General features: G+C 38.2%; 30 protein-coding genes. 16 read left to right on the top strand and 14 right to left on the bottom strand.

The annotated features are described in order from the left end of the window. Positions 1-28: 28 nt before the first annotated feature. From KPC_RS00645 to KPC_RS00630, 4 genes are read right to left on the bottom strand one after another with little or no spacing between them, the layout of a single operon-like run. Positions 29-1,183, bottom strand: coding sequence for a methionine aminotransferase (locus tag KPC_RS00645; RefSeq protein WP_121972526.1), 1,155 nt, complete (start codon positions 1,181-1,183; stop codon positions 29-31). Between the two features lie 31 nt (positions 1,184-1,214). Further along, positions 1,215-2,522, bottom strand: a complete 1,308-nt coding sequence (locus tag KPC_RS00640; protein WP_121972525.1) for a DUF445 domain-containing protein — start codon at positions 2,520-2,522, stop codon at positions 1,215-1,217. A gap of 14 nt (positions 2,523-2,536) precedes the next feature. Continuing rightward, positions 2,537-3,124, bottom strand: a complete 588-nt coding sequence (locus tag KPC_RS00635) for a CC0125/CC1285 family lipoprotein (protein ID WP_121972524.1) — start codon at positions 3,122-3,124, stop codon at positions 2,537-2,539. A gap of 55 nt (positions 3,125-3,179) precedes the next feature. Continuing rightward, on the bottom strand, positions 3,180-3,719 hold the full coding sequence (locus KPC_RS00630) for a DUF924 family protein (protein WP_121972523.1): 540 nt from the start codon (positions 3,717-3,719) through the stop codon (positions 3,180-3,182). Between the two features lie 206 nt (positions 3,720-3,925). On the opposite strand from KPC_RS00630, the gene gshA reads away from it, so the two are divergent. Continuing rightward, the gene (gene gshA, locus KPC_RS00625; protein WP_121972522.1) at positions 3,926-5,503 is read left to right on the top strand and encodes a glutamate--cysteine ligase; all 1,578 of its coding nucleotides are present in this window, start codon (positions 3,926-3,928) and stop codon (positions 5,501-5,503) included. A gap of 31 nt (positions 5,504-5,534) precedes the next feature. After that, complete coding sequence (locus KPC_RS00620; RefSeq protein ID WP_121972521.1) at positions 5,535-6,041, top strand: disulfide bond formation protein B; 507 nt, start codon at positions 5,535-5,537, stop codon at positions 6,039-6,041. A gap of 61 nt (positions 6,042-6,102) precedes the next feature. Here KPC_RS00620 and KPC_RS00615 read toward each other — a convergent pair whose 3' ends face one another. Then, positions 6,103-7,434: a PGAP1-like alpha/beta domain-containing protein gene (locus KPC_RS00615; RefSeq protein WP_121972520.1), complete on the bottom strand. Its 1,332-nt coding sequence runs from the start codon at positions 7,432-7,434 to the stop codon at positions 6,103-6,105. A gap of 245 nt (positions 7,435-7,679) precedes the next feature. Here KPC_RS00615 and KPC_RS00610 point away from each other — a divergent pair, with 245 nt between their 5' ends. Together KPC_RS00610 and parE are read left to right on the top strand one after the other, a co-directional pair. Continuing rightward, positions 7,680-8,276 carry a YqiA/YcfP family alpha/beta fold hydrolase gene (locus tag KPC_RS00610; RefSeq protein WP_121972519.1) on the top strand — a complete coding sequence of 199 codons (597 nt, stop codon included), beginning with the start codon at positions 7,680-7,682 and terminating at the stop codon, positions 8,274-8,276. Between the two features lie 16 nt (positions 8,277-8,292). Beyond that, positions 8,293-10,173 (top strand): DNA topoisomerase IV subunit B, encoded by a 1,881-nt coding sequence (gene parE, locus KPC_RS00605; protein ID WP_121972518.1) that lies wholly within the window; start codon positions 8,293-8,295, stop codon positions 10,171-10,173. Between the two features lie 159 nt (positions 10,174-10,332). Here parE and KPC_RS00600 read toward each other — a convergent pair whose 3' ends face one another. Then, complete coding sequence (locus KPC_RS00600; protein WP_121972517.1) at positions 10,333-10,932, bottom strand: OmpW/AlkL family protein; 600 nt, start codon at positions 10,930-10,932, stop codon at positions 10,333-10,335. 348 nt (positions 10,933-11,280) lie between these two features. On the opposite strand from KPC_RS00600, the gene KPC_RS20285 reads away from it, so the two are divergent. Next, complete coding sequence (locus KPC_RS20285) at positions 11,281-11,460, top strand: hypothetical protein (protein WP_171334389.1); 180 nt, start codon at positions 11,281-11,283, stop codon at positions 11,458-11,460. Next, positions 11,421-11,771 carry a DUF1877 family protein gene (locus KPC_RS00595; RefSeq protein WP_171334388.1) on the top strand — a complete coding sequence of 117 codons (351 nt, stop codon included), beginning with the start codon at positions 11,421-11,423 and terminating at the stop codon, positions 11,769-11,771. Before KPC_RS20285 ends, KPC_RS00595 begins: the two co-directional genes overlap by 40 nt. Positions 11,772-11,778: 7 nt before the next feature. On the opposite strand, the gene KPC_RS00590 is transcribed toward KPC_RS00595, so the two are convergent. Continuing rightward, positions 11,779-12,306, bottom strand: coding sequence for a GNAT family N-acetyltransferase (locus KPC_RS00590; RefSeq protein WP_121972515.1), 528 nt, complete (start codon positions 12,304-12,306; stop codon positions 11,779-11,781). A gap of 105 nt (positions 12,307-12,411) precedes the next feature. Then, positions 12,412-13,137, bottom strand: a complete 726-nt coding sequence (locus tag KPC_RS00585) for an outer membrane protein OmpK (RefSeq protein WP_121972514.1) — start codon at positions 13,135-13,137, stop codon at positions 12,412-12,414. 534 nt (positions 13,138-13,671) lie between these two features. On the opposite strand from KPC_RS00585, the gene KPC_RS00575 reads away from it, so the two are divergent. From KPC_RS00575 to KPC_RS00555, 5 genes are all read left to right on the top strand, one after another. Next, the gene (locus KPC_RS00575; RefSeq protein ID WP_121972512.1) at positions 13,672-14,028 is read left to right on the top strand and encodes an HPF/RaiA family ribosome-associated protein; all 357 of its coding nucleotides are present in this window, start codon (positions 13,672-13,674) and stop codon (positions 14,026-14,028) included. Positions 14,029-14,153: 125 nt separating this feature from the next. Continuing rightward, a complete protein-coding gene (locus KPC_RS00570) occupies positions 14,154-14,696 on the top strand; it encodes an ankyrin repeat domain-containing protein (RefSeq protein WP_121972511.1) in 543 nt (180 codons plus the stop codon). A 14-nt stretch (positions 14,697-14,710) separates the two neighbouring features. After that, positions 14,711-15,478: a transporter gene (locus KPC_RS00565; protein ID WP_121972510.1), complete on the top strand. Its 768-nt coding sequence runs from the start codon at positions 14,711-14,713 to the stop codon at positions 15,476-15,478. 68 nt (positions 15,479-15,546) lie between these two features. Continuing rightward, on the top strand, positions 15,547-16,224 hold the full coding sequence (locus KPC_RS00560; protein WP_121972509.1) for a glutathione S-transferase family protein: 678 nt from the start codon (positions 15,547-15,549) through the stop codon (positions 16,222-16,224). Between the two features lie 172 nt (positions 16,225-16,396). Beyond that, on the top strand, positions 16,397-16,966 hold the full coding sequence (locus tag KPC_RS00555; RefSeq protein WP_121972508.1) for an FMN-dependent NADH-azoreductase: 570 nt from the start codon (positions 16,397-16,399) through the stop codon (positions 16,964-16,966). A gap of 156 nt (positions 16,967-17,122) precedes the next feature. Here the strand turns inward: KPC_RS00555 and KPC_RS00550 are convergent, their stop codons facing one another. Beyond that, on the bottom strand, positions 17,123-18,034 hold the full coding sequence (locus KPC_RS00550; RefSeq protein WP_121972507.1) for an alpha/beta hydrolase: 912 nt from the start codon (positions 18,032-18,034) through the stop codon (positions 17,123-17,125). Between the two features lie 156 nt (positions 18,035-18,190). Between KPC_RS00550 and KPC_RS00545 the strand changes: the two genes are divergently transcribed. Further along, positions 18,191-18,622: a DUF2147 domain-containing protein gene (locus tag KPC_RS00545; RefSeq protein ID WP_121972506.1), complete on the top strand. Its 432-nt coding sequence runs from the start codon at positions 18,191-18,193 to the stop codon at positions 18,620-18,622. Positions 18,623-18,672: 50 nt separating this feature from the next. On the opposite strand, the gene KPC_RS00540 is transcribed toward KPC_RS00545, so the two are convergent. Then, the gene (locus KPC_RS00540) at positions 18,673-19,020 is read right to left on the bottom strand and encodes a Spx/MgsR family RNA polymerase-binding regulatory protein (protein WP_121972505.1); all 348 of its coding nucleotides are present in this window, start codon (positions 19,018-19,020) and stop codon (positions 18,673-18,675) included. A 486-nt stretch (positions 19,021-19,506) separates the two neighbouring features. Next, positions 19,507-20,325 (bottom strand): exodeoxyribonuclease III, encoded by an 819-nt coding sequence (locus KPC_RS00535; RefSeq protein WP_121972504.1) that lies wholly within the window; start codon positions 20,323-20,325, stop codon positions 19,507-19,509. 40 nt (positions 20,326-20,365) lie between these two features. On the opposite strand from KPC_RS00535, the gene pyrE reads away from it, so the two are divergent. Both pyrE and KPC_RS00525 read left to right on the top strand, forming a co-directional pair. Next, on the top strand, positions 20,366-21,016 hold the full coding sequence (gene pyrE, locus KPC_RS00530; protein WP_121972503.1) for an orotate phosphoribosyltransferase: 651 nt from the start codon (positions 20,366-20,368) through the stop codon (positions 21,014-21,016). 73 nt (positions 21,017-21,089) lie between these two features. Next, positions 21,090-21,605, top strand: a complete 516-nt coding sequence (locus KPC_RS00525) for a hypothetical protein (RefSeq protein ID WP_121972502.1) — start codon at positions 21,090-21,092, stop codon at positions 21,603-21,605. On the opposite strand, the gene KPC_RS00520 is transcribed toward KPC_RS00525, so the two are convergent. Together KPC_RS00520 and KPC_RS00515 are read right to left on the bottom strand one after the other, a co-directional pair. Continuing rightward, positions 21,595-22,020, bottom strand: coding sequence for a hypothetical protein (locus KPC_RS00520; RefSeq protein ID WP_121972501.1), 426 nt, complete (start codon positions 22,018-22,020; stop codon positions 21,595-21,597). The genes KPC_RS00525 and KPC_RS00520 overlap by 11 nt on opposite strands. 37 nt (positions 22,021-22,057) lie before the next feature. Further along, entirely contained in the window at positions 22,058-22,267 is a 210-nt protein-coding gene (locus KPC_RS00515; RefSeq protein ID WP_121972500.1) for a DUF3565 domain-containing protein, read from the bottom strand. Between the two features lie 112 nt (positions 22,268-22,379). Here KPC_RS00515 and gshB point away from each other — a divergent pair, with 112 nt between their 5' ends. Then, complete coding sequence (gene gshB / locus KPC_RS00510; protein ID WP_121972499.1) at positions 22,380-23,321, top strand: glutathione synthase; 942 nt, start codon at positions 22,380-22,382, stop codon at positions 23,319-23,321. A gap of 67 nt (positions 23,322-23,388) precedes the next feature. Here the strand turns inward: gshB and KPC_RS00505 are convergent, their stop codons facing one another. Beyond that, the gene (locus KPC_RS00505; protein ID WP_121972498.1) at positions 23,389-24,582 is read right to left on the bottom strand and encodes an MFS transporter; all 1,194 of its coding nucleotides are present in this window, start codon (positions 24,580-24,582) and stop codon (positions 23,389-23,391) included. A gap of 351 nt (positions 24,583-24,933) precedes the next feature. On the opposite strand from KPC_RS00505, the gene murG reads away from it, so the two are divergent. Then, a complete protein-coding gene (gene murG, locus KPC_RS00500) occupies positions 24,934-26,031 on the top strand; it encodes an undecaprenyldiphospho-muramoylpentapeptide beta-N-acetylglucosaminyltransferase (protein WP_121972497.1) in 1,098 nt (365 codons plus the stop codon). The last annotated feature ends 3 nt before the right edge of the window (positions 26,032-26,034 follow it).

The following is a 26,034-nucleotide window of genomic DNA, read 5'->3' as shown; positions in this document are numbered from 1 at the left end:
GCATAGATTTATGGATGAATCATGTAGATCAGCATTGCCTTAAAATCTCGCACGCCTGAATCAGTGTGGTTTCTTTTTTCGCAAAGCAAAAACGCACCAGACGCTGTTTTTCTGGAGGTTGTTTATAAAATGCTGAAATAGGAATCGCAACGATTTTATGTTGTTCTGCAAGGTACTTACACATTTCTACATCATTAAGTTCTGGCTTGATCTGGCTATAATCCAGATTTTGAAAAAAAGTTCCTTTAGATGGCGTAAATGAGAAGCGGGAATCAGTTAAGCCATTTAAAAACAGATCCCGTTTATTTTGATAGAACTGGCTTAAATCTGTAATGTGTTCTGGATGTTGCTGCATGTAGTTTGCCAGGGCTATTTGGACAGGGGTAACACCACAGAAATTGGCAAACTGGTAAATCTGTCTAAATAGTTTCATCAGTTGTGCAGGGGCAACACAATAACCTGTTTTCCAGCCTGTAACATGAAAAGTTTTCCCAAAAGAACCAATCACATAACTTCTATCTCTGAGTTCCGGGAAGCTTAGTGCCGATATGTGTTTTTCCTCATCGTAGATCAGATGTTCATAGACCTCATCTGAAACAACAATAATATTTTTATCTTGTATTAACTGAATGAGTTGCTGCCAGTCTGTACGTGACCAGATCTTTCCAGAGGGATTATGTGGAGTGTTTACAATCACCAAGCGTGTTTTGGCGTTAATGGCATCTTTGACTTGGTTCCAGTCTACTGAGAAATCAGGTGATTGCAGTGGGATATGTACAGGTTTACCGCCGACAAGTTGCACGCTTGGCGCATAGCTGTCGTAACTTGGATCAAAGATGATGACTTCATCATCAGCATGTACGATTGCCTGAATAGCACAAAAAATAGCAATTGTTCCGCCAGGTGTGATGGTTATTTCATTGAGAGTATCGAGTGTTAGACCATCTCGGTTCAAGAAAACCTGAGCGAGTTGTTGTCGCAAAGCAAGTACACCATCACCTGGTGAGTATTGGTTATTTCCACCGAGTGTCGCTTTGCAAAGCGCTTCTAATAAAGCAGGAGGTGCCGGGAAATCAGGGAAACCTTGTGAAAGATTAAGTGCATTTAAGCGTTGAGCCAGAGCAGTCATGACACTGAAAATGGTTACACCCTGAGCTGGAAGTTTGGACTGGATTTCAATCATGGTTGAACCTGAAATATGACACTTTGATGATCTATAGAATGAAATCGATTATTGCACGGATCACGCCTAGGCTGAGCCCAATAAATGCCCCAACTACAACGCCGTTAACGCGGATCATATGCAAGTCACCACCAACTTCATTTTCGATTTTGCCAATCATTTCACGTGAATCCCATTCGTGAATACGCTCACTGATAAAAGTAATCACTTTTTCACTATATTGATCGCTTAGATTGATCGCAATTCCACTCATTTTTTCATTCAATAAGTTACGTACCGCCTCATTCTGGATAATACTTTGACCAACTTGTTGAATTGCGATGCGTAAATTATTAGCAATACCTGAATCAGCTTTGAGCAAGTCTTTTTTGATGGCATTACATAAGATAACAACAGCTCCTGTAATAAAATTTAGAACCTGATGACTATCTAACAATGCATTTTTTGTGTCATTAAGGCGTTGGCTGGCAATACTTTCACTGTCAGCAAGTTGTAGCATCAGTTGATTGGCAGCATCTTCGATTTTCTGACGCCAAGGGTGCTCAGGATCTGCCAGCATGGATTCAACTTTTTCCAGTAATGAATCAATTGTCCGCTGTTGTACATCTATGCCGATCCAGCTTGCACCTTTCGCCAGTTTCCAGACCCCGAGTTCTTTAAACATTTTTCGGGTCAGTTCCTGCGTTTCCTCAGGGTGATTCACCATCCAGTCATGGGCAACATCCAGACCACGTTGCAATACATCTTGATGGAAATCATTTTCCAGAACAGCTCGGATCATTTCACTGGCTAGAGTGTTAATACGGGTATTTTTAACCCATTCAACCGAGTTACTTTGTATAAAACGCCCAATTTGTTCCTGTCCGACAAAGTCAAAAATTTTGGGAACAGACTGTTGAATGACTTCAACTATTTGTATGTTGTTTTTAGGATTTGCCAACCATTGCCCAACAGCCAGACTGACATCGGTATTTTTTAAACTTTTTGCAACGATTTGAGGGGATAAGAAATTTTCCTGTACAAATCTGCCCATGGACTCTGCAATACGGGCTTTGTTGCGTGGAATGATTTCCGTATGATCTTTTAAAAATTTAGGGATGGGGATTTTCCCAAAAGGATTACGAAACAGTACGGTAATGGCATACCAGTCTGCAAGACCGCCAACGACACCAGCTTCAGCACCTAACATCAGAATCTGGATAAACCATGCATATTCGGGAAGCAGTTTTGCAACGAGCATTAAGGCAAACCATGCAACAACAGCGATCACCAAAGCTATTGTTGCAAAACGCTTACTACGATTTAAATTAGGTGATGTGACTGGTTCTACATTATCCATTCATGATCCCAAGTTTATTTTTTTGCAGGCGGCTGTGTAGACGGTGCAGTAACAGGTTGTGGTAAAAGCACTTGCCCTGTCGGCCCCACACCATATTTTGGACCTAAAGATTGTAAAATGAGCGTGGCATCAAAAGCCTCATTTGGCGCAGATTTTTTATCTTTATAGCACTCAATTGTGTAGGAAACCTGCACAGGATCAATATTGACAATTTCAGGCATATCATAGAATGGATCATTCCAGAATGGTCCGCCAAAACGCCTATAACCGTATGGTCCATAAGGATAAAATGTTGGAGTAGGGTAAACTATGGCCTGTCTAGGTGGTTGCTGGCTACGGTTACTTGGATCATCCTTAACTTGAAAATAGCGGAAGCCATTAAAAACTGTGGTTTGTGCGGCTTTAAGCAAGGTGATCTCTTCAGCCATTCCAAAACTCATATTCGGATTACCCTGAAAACTCACTCTAAAACTTTGGGCATTTAATGGGTAAGTGGCAAATTGTCCCAGCTGATCGAACGTTCTCGGTTTTGAGGGAGAAGTTGCACATCCAGAGAATATCAATACGGTGGCTAGTGTTAGCCCTAAAACTGATTTTTTCATCATTTCCCCCTTTGATGGTTAAATACCATACATTTATTTATGATCTCATCATAGCTTAAAAACTGCTATTCGGCTGTTTTAGAAATTCAATTTCTTCTGGGCTGGATTGTCTTCCTAAAATATGATTACGATGCGGATAGCGACCAAATCGATCAATAATCACTTTGTGCTTTTTTTCAAAATCGAGGTTGACGGGGTTTCCAAGCTTCTCAAACAGTTGTAAGGCAACTTCATGAATCAGTCCAGATTCACTATGCATGAATGGCATATATAAAAATGAACGCTGCTCTGGGCGAAGCTTGGTATCTAATCCAAGCTGAATTGTTTCTTGAGCAAGGGACAAAGCCAATGGATCTTGTGCAAATGATGCAGCTTGATCACGGTATAAATTTCTTGAAAATTGATCTAGAACAATAATCTCGGCCAAACGACCTTCGCCAGTTTCTCGCCAGTTATAAAGTTCACACTGTTTTGCCTGTTCTAGTGTCTGAGCAAATTGATCGCGAATTTTTTGATCAAAGTCATCACTTTTTGCAAACCACAAGGGTTGTGTTGCAGCGCTGAACCAAAAATCTAGGACAGTTTGATAATTCATAATAATTACAGTTTATTAGCTGATATTCTTTATGAAATCACAAATTTTGAGTGTCATGTAGAGTAACTTTGTGATAAAAATTTGCCGAAAGTTCATTATTGTTCTTTTAAAAACAAAATCGGGAATGGTTATCGTGCCAATAAATCACGGTATACTGGCGTAGACAATGATGTTGTTATGCACTTTAAGAATAAGCGAGTACGTGAATGAGTCAACCTGAATCGACCTCTCAATCTATTTTACCGAATTGGGTGGATTCTGCATTATTTAAGGGAATGTTACGTGGTATCGAACGTGAAAGTCTCCGAATGCAAAGCAATGGTTTTTTATCTCAGGCTTCTCATCCTCGTGCTTTAGGCTCTGCATTGACCCACCCGCATATCACAACCGACTATTCTGAAGCATTAATGGAGTTTATTACTCCTCCAAAAGAAACGATACCAGAGGCTTTGCAGTATCTGGCCGATATCCATGCCGTAGTTCATCGGCATCTGGAAAATGGTGAAAAACTCTGGCCATTATCCATGCCATGTATGCTCGATGATCAAGAAGAAAATATTCGTCTGGCACAATACGGAACATCAAATGTCGGTCGCTTCAAGACTTTGTATCGACGTGGTCTGGGGGTACGTTATGGTCGTCGTATGCAGACCATTTCCGGAGTGCATTATAATGTTTCGTTCCCCGATCAGGTGTTTGAAGCTCTACAGCAACATGAAACTGATGAAAAATTAAAAGCGTTAAGCCTTCAGGATTATCGTAGCCATCGTTATTTTGGTCTGATTCGAAATTTTATTCGCCTTACACCTTTGGTAATGTTTCTGGTTGGTGCTAGCCCTACGGTCTGCAAATGTTTCATGACAGGACGCGAGCATCATTTACTGCCTTTACTCAAAGGAACACTTTTTTTGCCTTATGCAACTGCTTTACGTATGGGACGGTTTGGTTATCAAAACTCAGCCCAGAAGCAGCTAGGAATTCACTATAACAACCTTTGCGGCTATCTGGATGGTTTACAAAAAGCGGTTCATACACCTTATGCACAGTTTAGTCATTTAGGTCTAAATGATGAAAATGGTGAGCCTATCCAGATCAATGACCATGTTTTACAAATTGAAAATGAATACTATAGTCTGGTTCGACCAAAACAGGTTCCAAAAGATGGAGAAACACCATCTGAAGCATTAGCCAATCGTGGGGTAGGCTATGTAGAGCTGAGAGCTGTTGATGTCAATCCTTATAGCCCTATCGGGATCAATGAGGATACTGCCGCTTTTCTCGAAGTTTTAGCTTTGTATTGTTTGTTGAAAGACAGTCCGGACTTACTTGATGATGAACAGGATATAGTTGAACGCAATCAGGCTGAAGTCGTCAACCGTGGTCGTGCACCTAATGCTGGTATTGTTGAGGAAGGTACAAAATATCCGATTGAAGAATGGGCACAGATTTATATCACAGCCATGCAACCTTTGGCTGCTTTACTTGACCAGACTTACTCAACTGATATTTATAGTAAAGCAATTCAGACTATGTCAGGTCGTATTGATGAAGTCGATGAGACGCTGTCAGCACATGTTGTAGCTGATACTTTAAAATACAGTGGAACTTGGAGTTTTGGTAGCTTTATGGCACATCAACATGCAACAAGTTACGAACAACATATTTTAAGTCCAGAAACTTTAGCGTATTTTGATCAATTAGCGGATACTTCATTAAAAGAGCAACAGGAACTTGAAAATGATACACAAATCAGTTTTGAGGACTATCTGGCTCGATTCAGATGATTAAATTTTAATAATATTTAGAGGCCTAACCATGCAGCGGGTCAGCTTTCGTTTAGTAAGTGGTTTTTTATTTTTGGCAAGTGTCATCGGGATGGCTTTTGCCCTGTTTTTAGAAAAAACAGCCAATTTAGATCCTTGTCCATTATGTATTTTTCAACGTGTGGGGTTGATGGGGTTAGGGCTATTTTCCTTAATAGCTTTTTTACACAATCCGAAAGCAGGTGGAGTTAAACGTTTCTACGCACTGCTTTCAACCCTCACAATAGGTTGGTCTGCTGGGGTTGCTGCACGTCAGGTATGGTTGCAACACCTACCAAAAGACCAAGTACCTAGTTGTGGACCTGGTCTGGATTATTTAGTCAGCGCATTACCTTTACAGACTGTATTCAAAGAAGTTCTTTCTGGCTCTGGTGAATGTGCTGTCGTGGACTGGACATTTTTAGGGCAGTCATTAGCCGTTTGGTCTTTGGTCTTTTTTAGTTTTCTTTTGATCATTTGCTTATGGCAATTGTTCCGTAAATATCCAGTACTCAAATAATCAATAGCCGAAGCTTCAAAATAAAAAAACCAGCAATGTTTAATGCTGGTTTTTTTTTGATTTAGGTTTCAGCAATGCCTTGCATACTTTCAAGTTTAATCAAGTATTTACGAATCTGTTCCTCTGCCAAATCTTCATGACGCGGATAAAACCATTTCACTATCTGATCTGCGACACTCAAGTGATACTGAATTTCAAAATGATTAAGACCATAAAAGATGGCTTTATGTGAATCAGGAACTTTGAGTTGAAATCGGGGATTTGGATGTTCACCTAAAGCACTTTTGATGCTAACCAGATAATCACCGATGACTTTCAGGGTACGATTTTTCTTGTTTTCAAATTCAAGTGTTCCTGCTACGAAGAATGTATTGATGTGGGATGGAAGAGGAGCAGGTTTGCGATTATCGTCCACCTGACCTATACGTGCATCATTATGTTCCCAGTCATCATCACGAACGCTACCATATCGCAAATCCAGGATGCCATTGCTTCGGATATTGACGATGTGGCTAATAATATTAAAAATCGGGAAACGCCCTACCTGATCCTGAAGTGCAAAACCAAAACGTTCAAGTACAGCACCATGATGTGGTGAACCCAGACAGACTAAATTTTCCACCATGTGAAACCATTGCTGCATATTCTGCTTACCATAAAATAAGGCACTTCGGGCAACAAGACCTCCCATACTATGTCCAATCAGATCAATACTTGTTATACGAGGATTGCGTTTGATCAGATTATCTAGGATATTTGACAGGCTTCGACCATTGGCAGAAATCCTCCGCCCAGTGTTGTAGTGAAGATACAACATGGTGTTGTTATCCCGTTGCGCCAATAATTTCTCGGGGATACCTGGGTTTTTGCTGTTTGACCAGTCAAGATGGGTCATACATAGACCATGTACAAAGATCACTATACGTCCAGCCAGATCTCCCTGTTGCAATTCGCCATAATGATCATAAAGTACAGGAGACAAAGCCAATGGATTTTGGTGGGCAAGCAAATAATCCCCCAATACACCGTTTAGTGCGCTAACCAGAAAGGTCATGCCTGGTGTCAGGGGTTTGTCATGCAGGTTTGGAAAACGCTCAATGATTTTACGAAAAGTGGGTGCAAGAAAATAATAACCATAGTTTTGCAAAGAGCTATATGCAAACTGGTATAGTTTTTCAATACTTGGAATTTTTTGATAATAACGACTCTTTTGTCGATTAACCCCAAAAATACTGAGTAAGATTTCCCTTTGAATCGCTTGAATAAGGTCATGAACCACGCCCCCCAGACGTGTACTCACCAATTGCGCAAGACCTTCTAAAACATCAGCTTGGCTTGGTGGAGAACGATCCCATTTACAATATGTTTCGTGTAGGGGTGTTAAACTTGGCATTATTTTTATCCTAAAATCAGCTCGAAGATGATTCGGCTCTTTCCTTTTGAACCTGATCAATGTATAAATTGCACTGAAATCATCTTATGTCATTCATCTCGAATATTTTTTAAGATACGATGATTTGACATAAGTTGTAGTTTTTTTGTCGGACAATTTTTGTTCTCGTACAAATTAAAACAATTTCGTGAAATTGATCACAGTAAAAATTAAAACAGTTGACATAAATTTGCAATCTATTCTAAATGAATATTATCTATCTTCACGGCTTCCAAAGCAGCGCTTTTTCGATAAAAGGTCAGCAACTTAAAGCGTATTGTCAGGCACATACGCAACATCAGGTACATTTGCCTGACTTGAATATGCCACCTTTGGAAGTTTTGAGGATGTTGTCAGTGCTTATTGAAGCGATGTCTGATGTTGCTTTGGTTGGGAGTAGCTTAGGGGGCTTTTATGCGACACAGCTGGTCGCAAAATATAAGATACCAGCTGTTTTAATTAACCCGGCTATGCAACCATGGTCATTGTTTCGTAATTTGTTTGGTTCTGAACTACTGCCACTGAAAGTGACAGATACATGGGTTTTAGATGATTCACAACTTGATCAATTGGAGCACCTTGCTGTTCCTTTTGTGCAAGATGCAGATAAAATTTTGCTTTTATTGCAACAAGGCGATGAAGTTTTGGATTATCGTGTAGCGCAAGGGTATTATAGTGCAGCACCACATGCCTCAGTCATGATTACAGACATGCAAGGTAACCATGCGATGGATGATTTTGCTGATAAAATACCTCTATTGTTAGAATTTTTATCGTATTCAATATCGAACTCCATAAAATAAAAGGAAATCGTACAACGTGTCTCAATATACGGCTCAATCACTTGAAGTTTTATCTGGTTTAGATCCTGTCCGCCGCCGTCCAGGAATGTATACAGATACCACTCGTCCAAACCATTTGGCTCAGGAAGTAATTGATAATGCTGTCGATGAGGCTTTGGCCGGGTTTGCCAGCAAGATCGTAGTCACGGTGTACAAGGATGGTTCTTTATCTGTTGAAGATAATGGGCGCGGGATGCCTGTTGATATTCATCCAGAATATGGGCAATGCGGTATTGAGATTATTTTAACTAAACTGCATGCAGGTGGTAAATTTAGTACAGATAATTACCAGTTTTCAGGTGGTTTGCATGGTGTAGGGATTTCGGTTGTTAATGCCCTGTCAACACGGGTGGATGTTGAGGTTCAACGTCAAGGCAATCTTTATAAAATGACCTTTGAACATGGTGAACCGACGGGTCCACTGGAAGTTTTACAAGGTAAAGCGCCTAAGCGAGCGACAGGAACGACTGTTCATTTTTGGCCTGAAGAAAAATATTTTGATAGCCCTAAATTTGCCATCAAGGCACTTAAACATAATTTAAAAGCCAAAGCTGTTTTGGCTGCTGGTTTACATATTACCTTTATTGATCAAATCAACAATGAAACTGTGGAATGGCAGTTTGAAAATGGTCTGGTTGATTATCTGATGGATGAGCTGGAAGATCGGGAGATCTTGCCTGAGCCTGCATTTGTCGCAACTGGTGAAGCTGAGCGTGCCAGTGCAGAATTTGCAATTTGCTGGAATGTGGAAGGGGGCGAGCAAATTCAGGAGAGTTATGTCAACCTGATTCCAACTGCTCAGGGAGGTACTCATGTCAATGGTTTACGTTCGGGTGTGACAGATGCAATTCGCGAGTTTTGTGAACTCCGTAATTTGTTACCGCGTAATTTAAAATTATCTGCTGAAGATGTCTGGGATGGTGTGAACTATATCCTTTCATTAAAATTTCAGGAACCACAATTTTCAGGGCAAACTAAAGAACGACTGTCTAGCCGTGAGGCTTCAGGTATCGTGTTGAATATTGCGAAAGACGCTTTTGCATTATGGTTAAACCAAAACTCTGAAATTGCAATGCAGCTTGCAGAAATGGCAATTTCTAAAGCAGGGCGACGTTTAAAAGCTGCGAAAAAAGTTGAACGGAAAAAGATTGTTGCTGGACCTGCATTACCAGGGAAACTGGCAGATTGTGTAGGACATACGCTTGAAGAATCTGAACTCTTTATTGTCGAAGGGGATTCCGCTGGTGGTTCAGCTAAACAGGCACGAGATAAAAACTTTCAGGCAATTATGCCGATTCGTGGAAAAATTTTAAATACATGGGAGGTTTCTTCAGATGAAGTTCTCGCCTCCCAAGAGGTTCATGATATTGCGATTGCTATAGGTGTAGATCCTGGTAGTGATGATCTCTCGGAGCTTCGTTACGGCAAAATTTGTATTCTAGCCGATGCGGATTCAGATGGATTGCATATTGCGACACTGCTTTGTGCCTTGTTTGTTAAACATTTTCCAGCAATGGTGGAAGAAGGCCATTTGTTTGTTGCAATGCCTCCATTATTCCGTATTGATGATGGTAAAGATGTACACTACGCGCTTGATGAAGATGAGTTAGAAGCTATCTTGAAGAAAGCCAAGACAAAAAATCCACAAATTACCCGATTTAAGGGGCTGGGTGAAATGAATGCCAGTCAGCTTCGGGAAACAACTATGGATCCAAATACACGTCGTTTAGTGCAGTTAGATCTGGATGATATCCAGTTTACTGCTGGGCTACTCGATAAATTACTTGCAAAAAAACGTTCTAGTGATCGTAAACATTGGTTAGAACAAAAGGGTAATCTAGCTGATTTGACAGCTTAATGTATAATCTAAAGTGATGTTTCGACATCACTTTTATTTTTAAATGATAAAACAGGTTTGGAGACTCAACTTCATTATATTTTAATAAATTTAGTGAAGTATCTTGTGAATCATTCATTTGACGAAGCCTAAGACAGACTCCGTCATGAATACAAAAATTTAGAATTTATATCCTAAAGTAAGTGTATACACCATTGGGTTGACATCACCATTTCCGACTGTAATACCATTGATTTTCAGATCAGAGTTGACATCGATATAGCGGGCTTCTGCTCCCAAGCTAAAATGCTTATTGATTTGATAATCCATACCGGCTGTTGCAGCGAAACCGAAAGAATTGGTAATGTCTAATTTATCTCCACTAAATAATTTTTCATTTAAGTAAATTGTATAATTTACCCCTGCACCAATATAAGGATTCCATTTCCCATCGGGATTGAAGTTATATTGCACACTCAATGTTGGTGGCAAATAGCGAGTATGACCAATTTTTGTGCCATTCCCGTAAATATCATGTTTGGGTGCAGTCCCTGCCAGCAAATCAATTGCAACATGGGGGGAGACAAAATACAGGGTTGAAATGGTCATGGCGTACCCATCAGAAATACTGGTCGAGGTGCCATCATATAAATTGCCTGGATGATCTTTCGGCTGAATAAAACTGGCCCCTAAACGTGTTTTGATTTTGCTTAAATCAAGCCCTGCATGTGATATTGGAATCAGGCTAAAACTAGCCAGTAAAAATACAATTTTTTTCATTATTTTCTCCATAATGATGATGAAAAAACAACAAACTCTTCCTTTTTGCTGTATGGAGAAATAATCAAATATTGTGCCAGTAATAAATATTTTTTATTATCAATATGTTAGTGTTTTTAAAGGTTTGAGAATGTTAATAAAATTAAGCAATTGCTTAAATAAAAAATAATATCAATTCATGATTTGCTGAAATCTAATCAAATCATTTATAAAATTGCAGCGTTTAATTTCTGCTTAGAAACGTCATAAAATATTTTACAAATCATTATAATCAGCACACAATTTTTAGTGTCCACTAGCGCTTATGGGGATTAAGATACAATCATAATAAGTAATTAGAGTAGAACAATGGATACAATTTTACTGAGTATAGAACCAAATGACTTAGAGACGATTTTAATTGATGCGGAAACGATCCAGGAGATCTACCGAGATCGTGATTTAAAAAATAAATTAAATTTAAAAGAATCTGCGAGTATTTTACATTTTTGCTTACTGGCAAAGAGTCAGGTGGTGAAGCTCCATTAAGTTTCACAATTTTTGGGGAATACCCTTTTGTCCATATTCAGACAGTTGTTGAGTCTGCGAAATATAACTCGGCTGTTATTGTCGCTGAGATTGCTGAGGCATTACATTTGTTGAGTACCGAAGAAATTAAAAGACGTTTTGAGCAGGAGGAGTTCAAACGTTCTCAGCTTTATCATCACTTAAATTCAAACAATTTGATCACCTTAGAACTTTTACTTGAAAATTTCATTAGATTAAAGTTTTTCTATGGTCATGCACATGAAAACAATCAGGCTGTGATTAGTTTGCAAGTTTCTGAATTTGGTGAATAACTTTTTATTAACTTTCTAAGTTGGGTTTGTTTTCCGAAAAACTGAGTTGCATCAAGACCAAATCTCGCCATTTTCCGAACTTTTGACCAACTTCAGGCATGTAACCTGTCTGTTTGAATCCAAATTTTTCATGTAGCCGGATAGATGCGATATTGTCATGATCAATTGCAGCGACCATGACATGGATATTGTTTTGTCTGGCGTGATTAATCAGGGTTTGTATGAGCTTTTTCCCTAAACCCTGCCTGCTAAAATCTGGATGGACAAATACGGAATGTTCAACTGTTTGAGCAAAACCAGCGATAGAACGGAAAGAAGAATAGTCTGCATAACCGGCAATTGATTGAGTTTCTATTTCAACAGCGACAAAAAGTGGAAAGCGTGCTTTTAATAGCTCTTCATACCATCTTGTATATCTTTCAAGAGAAAGAGCTTCATTGTTCCAGGTTGCTGTTCCATTTGAAATTTCGGCATTATAAATATCGAGAATTTGTTTTAAATCATCTTTTATTGCCAGGCGAATCTGAAAACTCATGAATTTTGCCAAAATAGAAACAGGTACAATTATCTTAACTGTTTTATTTTATTGAGCAATAAAAAAGCAGAACCTGGGCTCTGCTTTTTTATTAAAAATATTGCATTAGAAATGGTATTTGACTAAAGCACTGACATTGTTTTCGTCTTTGCCTTTGATGCCAAACTTATTGTTCCAAACCGAGTGTTCAATACCAAGATATAAGCGAGTATCAGGTGAAATATGTTTACCAACATTCCATTTCCACTGGGTTGTCCAGTTGAATTCGCTTGCATGATCTTTTTCAGCAGTAGACCAGTCAATGAAACCATCAACCAGAAACTCTTCTGAAGCAAGATTAAATGGAATACCATAAGTGAAGGTCATTTGATAATCATCGTGAGTTTTCTCGTTGTTAGCACGATAAAAGTTGACACTTGCATATTTGAAATAAGGAATATCAAGGTCAAATGCTATGCCATACAAGAAGTTATCGAAGTTATCAAAATCATCATTGTTTGCTTCCCATGTAGTGGAAATCAAAACATCTTTGATTGGACCTGCACTCAGTTTGGTTTTTGTCACTTCACCTAAACTCAAACGAGGAGATAATTCGAAATATGTCGATTTATGATCATCACCACCACGCATACGATCCATAAAGAAGAATACGTCAGCATATTTAACTTTTGCAGCATACTCTACAGTTAATGTTGTTTGTTGTTCATCCACCACTTCATAGTTTTCACCATAAAGTCCAGTCAAGCTGAAGTCCTGCCAAACTGGTTTTGCCTGAGTCAATGTCGTTACTGATGCAAGTGCAATGGATGTAATAAGGTAAGAAAGTTTCATTAAAAGTATGTTCCCCCAAAAGAGCGAGTAAAGGATACAGACTATTAAGCAAAAATAAAGCCAAAATTGATGAAAGATTCAGTTATTTTTAATTTTATCAATGCAGTTTTTGCAAAAAAAGGTTTGTGAAAAGTTAAAGTAATAGTAATAAGGAATTTAAGGTAAATAAAAGTGAAAACAATAGAAAGAAAAATAGAATAAATTGATTCGAAATTTTTGACCCTCAAAATATTAATATAAAAAATAAAATAAAACAATAATTTTTGTTTTATATCTGATAAAACGTAAAATCTTGTGATTTTATCTATTCTTTTCATAAAAATTTAAAAAATATACTTGCATATTTTCATTCTTGGCCTGATATTGAAGTCATAGGGACTTAAAAATATTTTATAGTCCTTAGTGATTGAGGAGGGTTTTCCCAAAATCAAATGAGCTAAAACTTTCAGCTGTTTATGACAGCCTACATTTGAAAGTGCCGACAAAATCAGGTTTTGCACTAGAAATTTTTTATAAGAATGAGGGTTTAATTTTATGAACATTGAAATCCGTACAGATAAAAACATTCAAAATAGTGATCGTTTAATTAGTTATGTACGTGCAGAACTAGCTCAAGAATTCCAACGGTATAGTGAACGTATAACACAATTTTCAGTGCATTTGAGTGATGAAAATAGTAAAGCGAAAGGTGGTGATGACGATATTCGCTGTATGGTTGAAGTAAAAGCTGCAGGTTTAAGTCCTGTAGTGGTTACACATAATGCTAAAAACATTGATACAGCATTACATGGTGCTATTGATCGGGTGAAACGTAGTTTAGAGCATGCTTTCGAGAAAAAAGAGAATCCACGTGGTGGGAAACTCGAACTTGCAGATGCTGATGAAGCATAAAGAAAAGCCCTTCGGGGCTTTTTTCTATAATGGCAAAAATAAAATAATAAAGATTATTCACGAAATTTAAGAAAAATTGATCAATCTTAGGCATAATATCAATTCTAAGAATTGAGAGTGATCGCATGCTAACTGCCAAGCAACAAAGCTTTATTCAGGCAATAGAAGAGTTAAACCTTAGTCAGGTTCAACATCTATTGGCAGAAGGACTCGACCCGAATTTCATTGAGCCAGAAAAAGGGCCAGCGGTATCAGTATGGTCTGACGGTTTGTTTAAATGGTGGGAGGACGTATGTGAAGCATATGAGGCTCAGCAACCATTAAGTGAACAGCAAAAACAACAAAGTTTAAAAGTCCACCTTGATATTTTGGAAGCATTGATTCAGGCTAAAGCCAATTTACATTTATGGGACGCAGAAGAGTGCTATGGTCCATTATGGGATGCTGCTAGTTCTGCTTGTGTTCCCGCGGTATCACGGTTATTGGATGAAAAAGTTGATCCAAATACCAAGGATGAAGAAGGGCAAACGATTTTATCTTCGATCAGTGAGTTATTTTTTGATTGTGATTTTGATGAAATTGATTGGTCACAGGCTTTATCAGAAGAGAAAGAAACTCTAGAGTTGCTCCGTAGCCACGGTGCGAAAATGTCAAAAGAATTGGTTTAACTTTGAGTAATCATATGAAAATACTACAAAAACTAGCATTGGTAGGTGCCTCTGTCATCAGCATGGGAAGTATGGCTGCCGATTTCTCATTTGATCGCCCAGGAGAGGGTTTTGGTACAAGTATTACCCCAGTAGGTCAGCTTGCATGGGAGCAGGCGCTTCCGAGTGCAACCTACAAAGAAGAAACGGTTGATGGCGCTAAGAAAAAAACAGTTACACTTGGCGGAGATATGCTTTTTCGTACAGGTTTAACAAAATCATTAGAGTTGCAACTGGGATGGGATGGTCCAATGTGGTCTCAGACCAAGTATAAAGGTCGTTCTCACGATGATGACGGTTTAGGTGATGTCAGTATTGGTTTAAAACATGCGATTGATTTGAAAGATGACAAGCTTTCAATGGCTGTTTTAGCACGTGCCAAGATTGCGACTGGTAATGATGGCTTTTCTGAACATGATGATATTTATACTTTAGGTTCATCTCTAAATTATAAATATAATGATTTGCTAAATACGGGTATGACCATGTATTACTCAATGCAAAATAGCAATGTTTCAGTAACAGCTATCCCTAATATTAGTTATAAAGTTGCTGGAAATTTATCTGGCTTTTCTGAGTTTGTATATCATAAAGAAGAAAGTCAGCGTAATGAATATGGTGTAAACACTGGTTTAATCTATGCTTTAAATAATCGCATTCAGCTGGATGGCAGTGTTGGTGTAGATTTTCAAAGCGAAGATAAAAATTATAGAGCAGGTCTAGGCGTTTCATTCTTGTTCTAGATAGCAAATGCTACGGTAGATCTAAAAGAGTGGTTATCGCCACTCTTTTTATTTTAAAGGAAAGAAAAATGTTAGAACTATTTATTGGAAATAAAAACTATTCAACATGGTCAATGCGTCCTTGGCTAGTTTTAAAGGCTTTTGACATACCTTTTCAAGAACATTTTATTGCATTTGATGATTTTCATCTGGATCGACCATTTAAACAAAGTATTTTAAAAATTAACCCTACGGGAAAGGTACCAGCTGTGGTTAACGGGGATCTGGTCGTGTGGGATTCCTTAGCGATTTGTGAGTATCTGGCTGAACTCTATCCAGATAAAACGTTATGGCCAAGTGATTTACAATTACGAGCTCAGGCAAGAAGTATCTCAGCAGAAATGCACAGTGGTTTCCAAATGCTTCGTCAATTATGTCCGATGAATATTGAGGCCGATTTGTCAACGGTTGGGATTAAACTGTGGGATGAACATCAAGGTTTACGTGATGATGTTGCCCGTATTGAGCAGATTTGGGCTAAGAGGCCATCAGGAGAAAGTTTTCTGTTTGGTGATTTTTCAATTGCAGATGCATTTTATATTCCTGTAGTCATGCGTTTTATCAGTTTTCAGCTCCCTGTCTCTGCTTCTGGTCAAGCATATATGGAGACTGTCCTAAAACTTGAGTCTGTACAGCAGTGGATAGAGCAGGCAAAACAGGAACATCAGTTTGTGCCAGTGGATGAACCATACCGTAAAGCGCCATAAAAACAAGCTATTGAGTATCTTTTTTATGAATTTTATAAGTGAGATAAGTTCAACAGCAGCTAGAGATTAGTATTAAAAATAGAACAGACTGTTTTAAAGTCAGGGATTATTCAACGTTAAACTTTGGATTAATCTATCCACATCGAAACATTAATTAGTTGATAGAACAACCATGAAGCTTTTACACATTGACTCTAGTATCCTTGGCGAAAATTCAGTTTCACGTAAATTAAGTGCTGCAATTGTAGAGCAACTTAAAAAGAAACACTCAAATTTAGAAGTTGATTATCTGGATTTGGGTACAAAAGATATCCCGCATTTAACTGGAGCAATTCTTTTAGGTCAGGATGTTGAACAATCGCGCCTTGGTGAAGAACTGGTAGATCAATATCTTGCTGCTGATATCGTTGTAATCGGCGCTGGTATGTATAACTTCAGCATTCCATCTAACTTAAAAGCATGGGTTGACCGTATTGCAGTTGCAGGTAAAACCTTTAAGTATACGGCTGAAGGTGCTGTTGGTTTAGCAACAAATATCCAAAAAGCTTACATTGCAAGTAGCCGTGGTGGCATTTATGGCGATAGCTCACCTGCAGACTTTCAGGAAGCTTTCTTAAAACAGATCTTTAACTTTACAGGTGTGACAAATATTGAAGTTTTCCATGCAGAAGGCGTAAATATTTCACCTGAGTTGAAAGAAAAAGCACTTCAGGAAACGCTAGAAAAAATTAGCCATATCTAAAAATATGCATTTTGAATAACAGTTCCCTCTGTTGGTCAGCTTTATCATCCAGTAAAGCTGACTTTTTTTATTTTTAACTAGATTTTCATCGTGACAATATTTCTTGTAAATCGCTTGAATAGTATAAAGCGTTATCACGAGGAAAAATTATTGACCTTAATTTTTATCCAGTTCATGTGCAAAATCGGCAATATCTGCAAGTGCTTTTTTAGCTTCTTCAAACCATGGACTAAACATTTGGAAGTTATGCCACATTCCTGTATAGAGTTTAAAACGTACATCTACATCGGCTGCTTTGGCCTTTTCCGTAAAACGTTTGGCATCATCGAGTAAAATTTCTTTAGAACCAATTTGCACAAGTGTTGGAGGTAGTCCTTCAAAATCACCAAAAATAGGTGAGATCAATGGGTCAGATTTATCTAAATTTTTAGGTACATAATAAGCAATACCAGCTTCTAATGCTTCTACGGATAATAAAGCATCAAGTTTTTGATTATAACGAAGTGATTCACTGGTCAGTGTTAGATCCAGGAAAGGGCATAACAGCATCAGGCCACTTGGCATTTCAAGCTGTTCTTGTTTTAATCGAAGGCAAAGTGCTAAAGCTAGATTAGCACCACATGAGTCTCCAGAAAGAATAATATCTTTCGGTTGTATTCCTTGATTTAATAAAGTGCTGTAAACATCGTATATTGCATCCAATGCATCGGGATAACGTGCCTCTGGTGACAATGGATAGTTGATATGTAAAACCTGCATTTGTGTACGTTCAGCGATCTCACTTAGAAATGCACGATGTGTTTTGATCGAGCCAACAAAAAAAGCACCTCCATGAATATGAAAAATCATCTGCGTGGATTTACTTTGCGGTTTAATTTCTTCCGCCTGGATTCCAGCTAACCGCAAAGAACGCAGTTGCACCTGACGTGGTTGAGGAAAAACCTTCGTCATCTGTTCAATGGCACTTCTCAAGAGCATCGGCGGAAGGTTAAATCGGCTCGGAGTACGAAAAGTGGCTTTAAGGAAGCTTTCAGTCAAATATTGTTTAATAGCAGGATCAATCTTCATATTTTGTCCACGATAGTTAGTTATTGCTGTTCTTTTTTGAGTATTTACCAACAGTCTTAACAAGGTTACACTAAACAGTCACATTCAGAAATTGCTAATTTGTTGTGACTTTTTAATACTAGGTACGTGTAGTACTTAAAACAGGGAATTAAAAAAATGAAAAAAATCGCACTCGCTCTAGGATTGTTAGGTGCAACAGTATTTGCAAATGCTGCTGATCCTCTCAATGGTACTGTGTGGAAAACAATTGATGATGAATCAAAGCAAGCCAAAGCCTTGGTCAAATTTACTGAGCAAAAAAATGGTACTTTGTCTGCATCTATTGTTCAGGTTTTGACGCCGGGTGAAGAAAATTCTTGTACGAAATGTGAAGGACCATACCATAACAAATCGTTAAAAGGTGTGACTATTGTGCATAACCTTAAAAACGTAGGTGGTAATAACTACGATAATGGCTCAATTCTTGATCCAAAAAATGGTAAAACTTATAAATTGAAAGGTACGCTTGCAGGCAGTAAGCTTAATCTTCGCGGATATATTGGTATTTCAGCACTCGGACGTAACCAAACCTGGATACGTGCTAACTAAGCAGATAAAACAATTAAAAAACCCAGCATATGCTGGGTTTTTTAATTGTTTTATTTCAAAGCGCGGATAGCGTCTTCATCAAAACCAACGACTTTAACCTGTTTATCTTCAATGACAGGGCGTTTGATCATACTGGTATGATTGACCAGAGTTTCGATTAGATTTTCTTCGCTGGCAAGCGCATGTGCCTGTTCTTCTTCAGACAGTTTTTTCCATGTAGTGCCCTTCTTATTTAAAATCAGGTCAGCACCTTTTTCATCTAGCCATTTTTTTACTGTTTTTGCATCAATTCCTTGTTTTTTATAGTCATGAAACTCATATTCCAGACCAAGTTCAGAGAGTAAATCAAAAGCTTTTTTCATCGAATTACAATTTTTTATGCCATACACTTTTAACATGAACTTTCCTAAAAATTTTAAAATTATGGGTACAAGGGTAATCAATAAAAACTAAAAGCTCTAGTCTTGAATATATAGAAATGAAAAAAACTTATTTTACCAACTGTGATACACGTCATAATATTGAAACATAGGAAAGGCAAAATAAAACCAGTTAAAAAAGATATAAAAACAGAGAACAACAATAAATAATAACAATTAAAATAATTATAAAATTAATGGGTGGTTTAATAAGAGAAAACCCGCATTTAATCATCCTGATCATGCGGGTCTCATAACAACGTCCATTGTCACATCCTTGAAAAATAAAAACTCCTGTTTTTATTTTCTTTACATCCTACGGCTTCCTATCCCTTTGCTGTCATCCTGACAAGTCCCTGTGCCGTGAAGCAATAATGCGCTTTTTGTCGTGTAATAAAAATACTTAAAACACGACAAAAACTGTAGGTTATTGACACTTATTCAGTAAACGAGTGTTCACTGAGTTTAAAGTCGGTAGTCAATAATGACGGGTGCGTGATCACTAAACCACTCTTCTTTATACACCCAGGCATTGACAGTACGGTCTTTCCAGTCAGGCGAGCAGGCATGGTAATCGATACGCCACCCAACATTTTTAGCACGTGCTTGCCCACGATTTGACCACCATGAATAAAGCTCAGCCTCTTTACGAACCTCACGGAAAGTATCGACATAACCTAGATCATCATAGATATGGTCTAACCATGCACGTTCATGGGGTAAACAACCTGATGATTTCTGGTTTCCTGACCAGTTTTTAATATCAATACGTTTATGGACAATGTTGTAATCACCACACACGATGATGGATTTATCTTCATCACGCCATTGTTTTAAAATATTTTCATATTGTTGTAAAAAATGATCTTTACGTGCCTGAGCTTCATCCCCTGAAGAACCAGAAGGTAAATATAATGAGCAAATATGTACAGGCTTATCTAAACCCAGATCAAATTCTGCAGTAATAAAGCGCCCTTGAGAGTCAGCAAGTTCAAAACCTAAACCATCTTTGACTGATGTAAACGGGATTCTGCTATAGATAGCAGTCCCTGCATAGCCAGAACGCTCTGCTGGAAAGAGGTGTGTAAACCAACCTTCCGGTTTGAATTTATCTGTCCATTGAGCATGCGTGATACGGCTTTCTTGCATACACACAACATCTGCATCAGACTTCTCTAACCACTCAAGTAAACCTTTGGTCACAGAAGAACGTAAGCCATTTACGTTAATTGATACGACTCTTAAAATTTTTTGATCACTTGGATAGCTACTCTTTGGTATCATGCGCAAGTCTTACCTCAATTTATGAAATTTGGAGCACCACATGTCAACGCCAGCTCAATTTAATCCTCAAGCTTTTATCGAACTCGCATTATCACGTGGCGTGCTTAAATTTGGTGAGTTTACTTTAAAATCAGGACGTGTGAGTCCTTATTTTTTTAATGCTGGATTACTCAATGATGGTGAAGCTTTATCTCTCTTGGCGCAAGGGTATGCAGATAAATTGACACAATGTAAAAATGTTGAAGTCATTTTTGGCCCTGCATATAAAGGAATTCCATTTGTTGCTGCGACAGCTGTTGCTTTATCCCAGACTCATGGTGTAAGTGTACCTTGGGGCTTTAACCGTAAGGAAGCCAAAGATCACGGCGAGGGTGGTGTATTGGTCGGTGCTTCTGTAGAAGGGAAAAAAGTCTGGATCATTGATGATGTGATTACTGCAGGAACTGCTATTCGTGAAGTTGTAACAATTTTAAAAAATGCAGGTGCTACGATTGCTGGTGTATTGGTGGCATTAGATCGTGAAGAAAAGGGGCAAGGCGATTTATCTGCAATTCAGGAAGTTCAAAAAGAATTGGAGATACCAGTACATGCATTGATTACCATGTCAGATTTGATGGTTTATTTAGATGCGAAAGGTGATCAGGATGCCTTGGCGAAAATGCAGGCATATCGTAAAAAATATGGTGTATAAAACCTTTAAATCTGAATAAGGAGCAAATGCTCCTTATTTTTGTCATTAAAATCGGGATTGGATTTTTGCTGTAATGCTATTTTTGATATTGATCATTGTGATTATTGTTTTGGGTTTTGTATTTGCTCAACGCATAGATCAACATCGCTGGAAACGCTATCAGATTGAACGGGATTTGTATTTTCGCCAACATCCTTATCGTTTGGAAAGTGATCAGCAATTTGCAATTATGGTGAGTGTCAGTAAAATGCAGCAGAAAAAAGTCATTAATGCACTGATGCTAAAATCTTCATCAAAGCAAGTTCTTAAAAAAGCGTATGTGCTACGTGATTTTGAGTCAAATCAGCAGGGTTATGCTTTAAAAGTGATGATTCAGGATATTCCTGTGACTTATTTGGATAGTAACTATTCAGCTTTATTTGCCCAAAGTTTAGAGCAGACCGATTTCGAGATTGGTAGACCCATTGAAACCTTGGCTGAGATTATGGTGTTTGGAGAGGGAGAAGATTTGAGGTGCAGAATCAAGCTGGATCTACCCAAAGATCCAGTCATGATCAAAAGCTGGCTTTTCAAAAAAACTAGTCGGTAGGACATAGACTTTTTATGCGATCAACTCTCTGATATTCAAACGTTGACGAAAATTGTGGGGTATGTAACTGTTCTAGAACGAGATGTTTTTGATCAAGTTTTTTAATTGCAAGTTTATGATTATCATCAATATCTTTGTAGAATAAATAAATTGTATTATTTTTGACTTCATATTTGGATATTTCAGGCTGTTCTGGTGAGCTAAAGGTTCTGCTCTTAAAATCACATAGAAAAGGATATAGTGTAGCATCACCATTTTCGCCAAAATATGCTACGTTTGCGATTCCATTATTGAGCGGTATCATTGCCCAATAGCCTTGAATTAATTTGTTTTTATCTGCCAAAGCTTGTGGTGGACTACATATGACAATACCAGCAAGTAGCGCAGTCACTGTAAGTTTAATATTTTTATTCATAAAATGTGATCTCAAAATGTTTTGTACATAAGTCATATTAATTTATCGGGTTAGAATTCATTGATGTTTCACACTTTAAACAGTTGAGCATTAAGCCAATTTTCTCTATCCGACCTTGTTCGGTCGTTACCCAGGGACGGTTCTGCCACGGGGGATTGTGGCGCACATGTTGAGTGTGACCACAGGCTAAGTCAGCAACCCAATGCTGTTCTTCATCAAGATGAAACCCAATAATTGCCTGTAGCATATTGATATTACTTCTTTCACAATATTTGATAAGAGTGTAGCAAAATTGAGAAAAAGAACAGCATAATCTCCGCTATACTGTTGGCAATTTAAAATTTTATAAGAGCTTGAATATGCGTGTTCTTGTTGTAATGGATCCCATTGAAAATATTAACTTAAAAAAAGATTCAACCATTGCCATGTTATGGGCGGCAAGTCGTCGTGGTCATGAGTTGGGTTATTCGTTGCAACAGGATTTGTATATTGATCAAGGTAAGGCTTTCGGTCTGATCGCACCTCTTAAAGTATTTGAAGATTATAATCATTATTATGAGTTGGGCGAAAAGAAAAAAGAGTCTATCGCGAGTTACGATGTGGTACTTATGCGTAAGGACCCGCCTTTTGACATGAATTTTGTCTACAGTACTTATATTTTAGAACAGGCTGAGCGCGAAGGTTCATGGATTATCAATAAGCCACAAAGTTTGCGAGATTGTAATGAGAAGCTTTTTGCGACTCAATTTCCTGAACTGCAAGTTCCAACTTTGGTGACTTCACAGCAGGGCCTGATTCGTGAATTTCTAAAAGAACATGGTGATGTTATCGTCAAACCGCTCGATGGTATGGGGGGGATGGGGATTTTCCGTTTATATCAGGATGGCGTAAATATTGGTTCTACTATTGAGATATTAACCAATAACGGGACTCAGCCAATCATGGCCCAGCGTTATATTCCAGAAATTGTAGATGGTGATAAACGTATTTTGATGATTAATGGTGAACCAGTACCTTACTGTTTAGCACGTATTCCTCAAAATGGTGAAGTGCGAGGAAATCTTGCTGCTGGTGGTTTAGGTGAAGCTCGTCCATTAACAGAAAATGATAAGGCGATTGCTAAGAAAGTTGGTCCATTCCTTAAAGAAAAAGGTTTGGTTTTTGTCGGGTTAGATGTGATTGGAAACTATGTCACAGAGATCAATGTTACTAGCCCAACCTGTGTTCGCGAAATTGATGCCCAATTTGGTACATCAATTGCTGATGATTTATTTGATGTGCTTGAAGCGGAGCATAACTAAGATATTTAATACCTTAAATAAAAAGCCAGTTATTTGAGAGAATAGCTGGCTTTTTAAATTGAAAAATTTATGCTTTCTGAAATGGATAGGCTTTAAACAAGCGCCAAACCAGCATACTGCCGACAATGGAAAGCACTGTAGTAACCCATGCAATATTGCTCCAGTTATGTGTATGAGATACAAGCATTGCACTTAATGGGGGGAGTAAAAACTGACCAAAAGCAGAGACTTGTAAAACCAGACCGACACTGGCTGCAATGGCATCAGCTTTGGGGGCATAATGTAAACTGATTGCAAAGACAGTAGTGGGAATAAGACCCCCGACAGCAGAAAAAAGAATAACACTTAGATATTGGATGTTAAAAGGCAATAGATCTGTCAGGAAAAACATGATCCAGCTCATCAACATCATGGTCACGAAACCGATACGTAAAAGCCGCTTGGGTGTAATCCCATGATGTAATAACCATCCAGATGCCAACGTCCCTAAAATGTTGGCTATAGAAACGAAAGCTGTTAAGACGCCTGCAATTTTCAAGTCGATATGATGACTGAGATAAATACTTGGTAAAAAACCGACTACCGTTAACCATTGACTGGTATAGCAGGTGAAGATAATGGCAAGAGCAACAATTGGAGGGTGGGTTAGCGTGAGTTTTAATGTGTCAAAAAATGAATGTGTATTAGAAGGATTTGCGTGGTGATGAGGAACGGTTAAAATTTTAGCAACAACAGCAGCGATCACAAGGCATAGACTACCTAAAATGAGCCAGATAATTTGCCACGTAAAAAACTGTAAAAGGATGGGAATGCTGAGCATTGCAAGACCGACACCTAACCCCATATATGATCCCCAAAGCCCCATTTTGACATTTAGGCTTTGTGGGTCGCAGATGCGTTTTAGAATAGCAGGGGCGGTGAGCGTGACCAATAAAAAGCCTATTCCTTCTAAAAAACGTAAGGCAAAAAGACAATAAATATCATTGATAAATACACCACAAATACTGGCACTTCCTAAAATACATAATCCCAGTAAAAAACATTTTTTTAATCCAAATCGTTCGCTAAATACGCCTAAAGCTAATGCAAACAACATCCCGGCAGCTTGAACTAGTGAAAGTGCTAAACCTGCCTGAGTAAGTGAAAGATCAAGTTCTTTTTGTAGAATTGGAATAATTGGAGATAATTTACCGACATGCATTGCAGCTAAATAGCCCGCAACAATGATCCAGAGATCATGTCGTGAATTTTGAACAGTCACTAGAAAATTTCATCCATGAAAATTTTTAACTTATTTTGAGTATACGGAGAATTATTGTACTTTTATAGGAAAATTTTCTAAAAAAAATTAACTTTTTCTCGATGAGAGAAAATGTCAGGATTTAAATGATTAACAGGTAATCATCTGATTATGCATTGTATAAATTGTACAAAAATAAGCACAATTTTATAGATTAATAACAAAACTAGTTTAAACTTTGAAATATGTAGAAAAAAACAATGAAACACGTGAGGAAATAAAGTAAATAAACTTTTCCATATCTGTGTTTCTGATTACAATTGGTTTTTTAAAGATTATCCATTCATTTATTTAGATTTGAAGAATTAGACAGTGACCAATTCCGAGCAAAGTAAACCTAAGCATGTCATGATGATGGCAGCGGGTACAGGTGGGCATGTTTTTCCTGCACTTGCCGTTGCAAAACAATTACAGCAACAAGGCGTTCAGGTTTCATGGTTGGCAACACCTACTGGTATGGAAAATCGACTATTAAAACAACATGATATCCCACTATATCAGATCGATATCCAGGGGGTGCGTGGTAACGGTGTTGTACGTAAACTCGTTGCTCCATTTAAAATTTTAAAAGCAACTTTAAGTGCCATGCGCTATATGAAGCAACTTAAAGTTGATGCTGTTGCCGGATTTGGTGGTTATGTTTGTGGTCCTGGTGGATTAGCAGCACGTATTTTGGGAATACCTGTTATCATCCACGAACAAAACGCAATTGCAGGATTTACCAATACCCAGTTATCACGTATTGCAAAGACAGTGTGTGAAGCATTTCCAGATACATTTCCTAAAAGTACTAAAGTAGTGACGACAGGTAACCCTGTGCGTAAAGAAATCACTGATATTCTTAGTCCTTCTTGGCGCTATGAAGAACGGGAGAAAGCTGGTGAACCGATCCACATTCTCATCGTAGGTGGTTCACTTGGTGCACAGGCATTGAATGAGCGCGTTCCTGAAGCATTAAAGCAACTCAGTGTTCCGGTTAAAGTTTTTCATCAATGTGGACAAAATCATTTACAGGCAACGCAGGCACGTTATGAAAATAAGCCTGAAAGTTTACATGTTGAAGTAAAACAGTTTATCGATGATATGGCAGATGCTTATTCAAATGCAGATCTGATCATTTGTCGGGCTGGAGCACTTACAGTGATTGAAGTTGCGACGGCAGGTGTTGCAGCGGTTTTTGTCCCGCTTCCAAGTGCGGTAGATGATCACCAAACTGCAAATGCAAAATTTTTGGCGAATATTGGTGCTGCGAAAATTTGTCCGCAGGTGACCATGACACCAGAATCATTAAAGGATTTATTAAACCCGTTGATGAACCGCCAGATACTCAAGGAAATGGCAGTCAAAGCACGTCAACAAGCACAGCCAGATGCTACACAACGCGTCATTGGTTTAATTCAAGATTTGTAAGTT

This window comes from Acinetobacter stercoris, from assembly GCF_900323515.1.
In the GTDB taxonomy this organism is placed as follows: domain Bacteria; phylum Pseudomonadota; class Gammaproteobacteria; order Pseudomonadales; family Moraxellaceae; genus Acinetobacter; species Acinetobacter stercoris.
This window is presented reverse-complemented; position numbering and strand designations above follow the sequence as displayed.

What these genes read in the sequence shown, in the direction of transcription:
- KPC_RS00570 (WP_121972511.1), top strand. Translation starts at nt 14,154, where the DNA reads ATGCTAACTGCCAAGCAACAAAGCTTTATTCAGGCAATAGAAGAGTTA.
- KPC_RS00640 (WP_121972525.1), bottom strand. Translation starts at nt 2,522, where the DNA reads ATGGATAATGTAGAACCAGTCACATCACCTAATTTAAATCGTAGTAAG.
- KPC_RS00555 (WP_121972508.1), top strand. Translation starts at nt 16,397, where the DNA reads ATGAAGCTTTTACACATTGACTCTAGTATCCTTGGCGAAAATTCAGTT.
- KPC_RS00600 (WP_121972517.1), bottom strand. Translation starts at nt 10,932, where the DNA reads ATGAAAAAAATTGTATTTTTACTGGCTAGTTTTAGCCTGATTCCAATA.
- KPC_RS00520 (WP_121972501.1), bottom strand. Translation starts at nt 22,020, where the DNA reads ATGAATAAAAATATTAAACTTACAGTGACTGCGCTACTTGCTGGTATT.
- pyrE (WP_121972503.1), top strand. Translation starts at nt 20,366, where the DNA reads ATGTCAACGCCAGCTCAATTTAATCCTCAAGCTTTTATCGAACTCGCA.
- KPC_RS00635 (WP_121972524.1), bottom strand. Translation starts at nt 3,124, where the DNA reads ATGAAAAAATCAGTTTTAGGGCTAACACTAGCCACCGTATTGATATTC.
- KPC_RS00535 (WP_121972504.1), bottom strand. Translation starts at nt 20,325, where the DNA reads ATGATACCAAAGAGTAGCTATCCAAGTGATCAAAAAATTTTAAGAGTC.
- KPC_RS00545 (WP_121972506.1), top strand. Translation starts at nt 18,191, where the DNA reads ATGAAAAAAATCGCACTCGCTCTAGGATTGTTAGGTGCAACAGTATTT.
- KPC_RS00540 (WP_121972505.1), bottom strand. Translation starts at nt 19,020, where the DNA reads ATGTTAAAAGTGTATGGCATAAAAAATTGTAATTCGATGAAAAAAGCT.
- KPC_RS00645 (WP_121972526.1), bottom strand. Translation starts at nt 1,183, where the DNA reads ATGATTGAAATCCAGTCCAAACTTCCAGCTCAGGGTGTAACCATTTTC.
- gshA (WP_121972522.1), top strand. Translation starts at nt 3,926, where the DNA reads ATGAGTCAACCTGAATCGACCTCTCAATCTATTTTACCGAATTGGGTG.
- KPC_RS20285 (WP_171334389.1), top strand. Translation starts at nt 11,281, where the DNA reads ATGGATACAATTTTACTGAGTATAGAACCAAATGACTTAGAGACGATT.
- KPC_RS00585 (WP_121972514.1), bottom strand. Translation starts at nt 13,137, where the DNA reads ATGAAACTTTCTTACCTTATTACATCCATTGCACTTGCATCAGTAACG.
- KPC_RS00515 (WP_121972500.1), bottom strand. Translation starts at nt 22,267, where the DNA reads ATGCTACAGGCAATTATTGGGTTTCATCTTGATGAAGAACAGCATTGG.
- KPC_RS00630 (WP_121972523.1), bottom strand. Translation starts at nt 3,719, where the DNA reads ATGAATTATCAAACTGTCCTAGATTTTTGGTTCAGCGCTGCAACACAA.
- KPC_RS00525 (WP_121972502.1), top strand. Translation starts at nt 21,090, where the DNA reads ATGCTATTTTTGATATTGATCATTGTGATTATTGTTTTGGGTTTTGTA.
- KPC_RS00590 (WP_121972515.1), bottom strand. Translation starts at nt 12,306, where the DNA reads ATGAGTTTTCAGATTCGCCTGGCAATAAAAGATGATTTAAAACAAATT.
- KPC_RS00575 (WP_121972512.1), top strand. Translation starts at nt 13,672, where the DNA reads ATGAACATTGAAATCCGTACAGATAAAAACATTCAAAATAGTGATCGT.
- gshB (WP_121972499.1), top strand. Translation starts at nt 22,380, where the DNA reads ATGCGTGTTCTTGTTGTAATGGATCCCATTGAAAATATTAACTTAAAA.
- KPC_RS00610 (WP_121972519.1), top strand. Translation starts at nt 7,680, where the DNA reads ATGAATATTATCTATCTTCACGGCTTCCAAAGCAGCGCTTTTTCGATA.
- KPC_RS00550 (WP_121972507.1), bottom strand. Translation starts at nt 18,034, where the DNA reads ATGAAGATTGATCCTGCTATTAAACAATATTTGACTGAAAGCTTCCTT.
- KPC_RS00620 (WP_121972521.1), top strand. Translation starts at nt 5,535, where the DNA reads ATGCAGCGGGTCAGCTTTCGTTTAGTAAGTGGTTTTTTATTTTTGGCA.
- KPC_RS00560 (WP_121972509.1), top strand. Translation starts at nt 15,547, where the DNA reads ATGTTAGAACTATTTATTGGAAATAAAAACTATTCAACATGGTCAATG.
- KPC_RS00565 (WP_121972510.1), top strand. Translation starts at nt 14,711, where the DNA reads ATGAAAATACTACAAAAACTAGCATTGGTAGGTGCCTCTGTCATCAGC.
- KPC_RS00615 (WP_121972520.1), bottom strand. Translation starts at nt 7,434, where the DNA reads ATGCCAAGTTTAACACCCCTACACGAAACATATTGTAAATGGGATCGT.